Raw genomic sequence first — 1,325 nt, 5'->3', positions numbered from 1 at the left:
TCAGATTGCTGACAAAGTTCTCGCCAATGGCGGGGACTTTTGATTCAATGGGGCATGCTTAAGAAGAAGACCTCCCACCAAGAAGAGCTTGAGATGGTCACGCAGTCATCTCTGGTGCCAAAGGATCACTTGCTGCGCAAGATCGACGCTGTAATTGATTTCAGTTTTATCCATGACCGGGTTGCGCATTTATATTGCGCCGATAACGGTCGGCCGGCGCTTGATCCGGTTCTTTTGTTCAAGATGCTGTTTATCGGCTATCTGTTTGGCATTCGCTCCGAACGGCAATTGATGCGCGAGATCGAGGTCAATGTGGCCTATCGCTGGTTCCTGCAGCTTCGCCTGACCGACAAGGTGCCCGATGCCAGCACGATCAGTCAGAACCGACGGCGACGGTTCAATGACAGCGACATCTGTCAGGAGATTTTTGACGAGATTGTCGAACAGGCGATCCGGGCAGGCCTTGTCGATGGCACAGTGCTCTATAGCGACAGCACCCACCTTAAGGCCAATGCCAACAAGAACCGGTTCGACCGCGAGGTGGTCGAGAAGTCACGTGCGGACTACCTTGCCGCCCTTGATGCCGATATTGCACAGGATCGCGCTGACCATGGCAAGAAACCGCTCAAGGAGAAGGAGCGCCACCCTGTTGCCAAAGAGACAAAGGTCAGTCGCACCGATCCTGACAGCGGCTATATGGTGCGTGATGGCAAGCCCAAGGGCTTTTTCTATCTTGATCACCGCACCGTTGATGGCGCCCATGCGCTGATCTCCGATATCCATGTTACACCGGGCAATGTCCATGACAGTATCCCCTATCTGTCACGTCTGGACCGGCAGCGCGCCCGGTTCGGCTTTGATGTGCGAGCGGTTGGTCTGGATGCGGGATATGCCACAGCCGGAATAGCCCGTGGGCTGGAAGACAGGGGGATTGAGGGCGTGATCGGCTATCGCCGTCCGACACATCGCAAGGGGTACTTGCGCAAACGCGATTATGAATATCTGCCCGGGCTTGATGGCTATCGATGCCCGCAAGGTGAAATCCTCACTTACAGCACCACCAACCGATCCGGATATCGGGAATACAAGAGCAACCCGTCGGTCTGCAAAACGTGCCCGCTGCGCGATGCCTGCACGCAAAGTCGCAATCACACCAAGGTCGTCACACGCCATATCTGGCAGGAGAGCCTTGAGAAGATCAACGCCAACCGGCTCAACCCGTGGGGCAAGCGGATATATGAACGCCGCAAGGAAACCGTCGAACGCAGTTTTGCTGACGCCAAACAATTGCATGGCCATCGCTATGCCCGCTTGCGGGGCCTGCG

General features: G+C 55.8%; 1 protein-coding gene. It reads left to right on the top strand.

Going from position 1 to position 1,325, the window contains the following annotated elements; translation table 11 throughout:
- Nucleotides 1-54: 54 nt before the first annotated feature.
- On the top strand, nt 55-1,325 hold a 1,271-nt coding region (locus JF44_RS0109055), incomplete at its 3' end, for an IS1182 family transposase (protein ID WP_033068673.1).

It is taken from the genome of Thalassospira australica (assembly GCF_000763295.1).
GTDB classification, from domain to species: Bacteria; Pseudomonadota; Alphaproteobacteria; order Rhodospirillales; family Thalassospiraceae; genus Thalassospira; species Thalassospira australica.
This window is presented reverse-complemented; position numbering and strand designations above follow the sequence as displayed.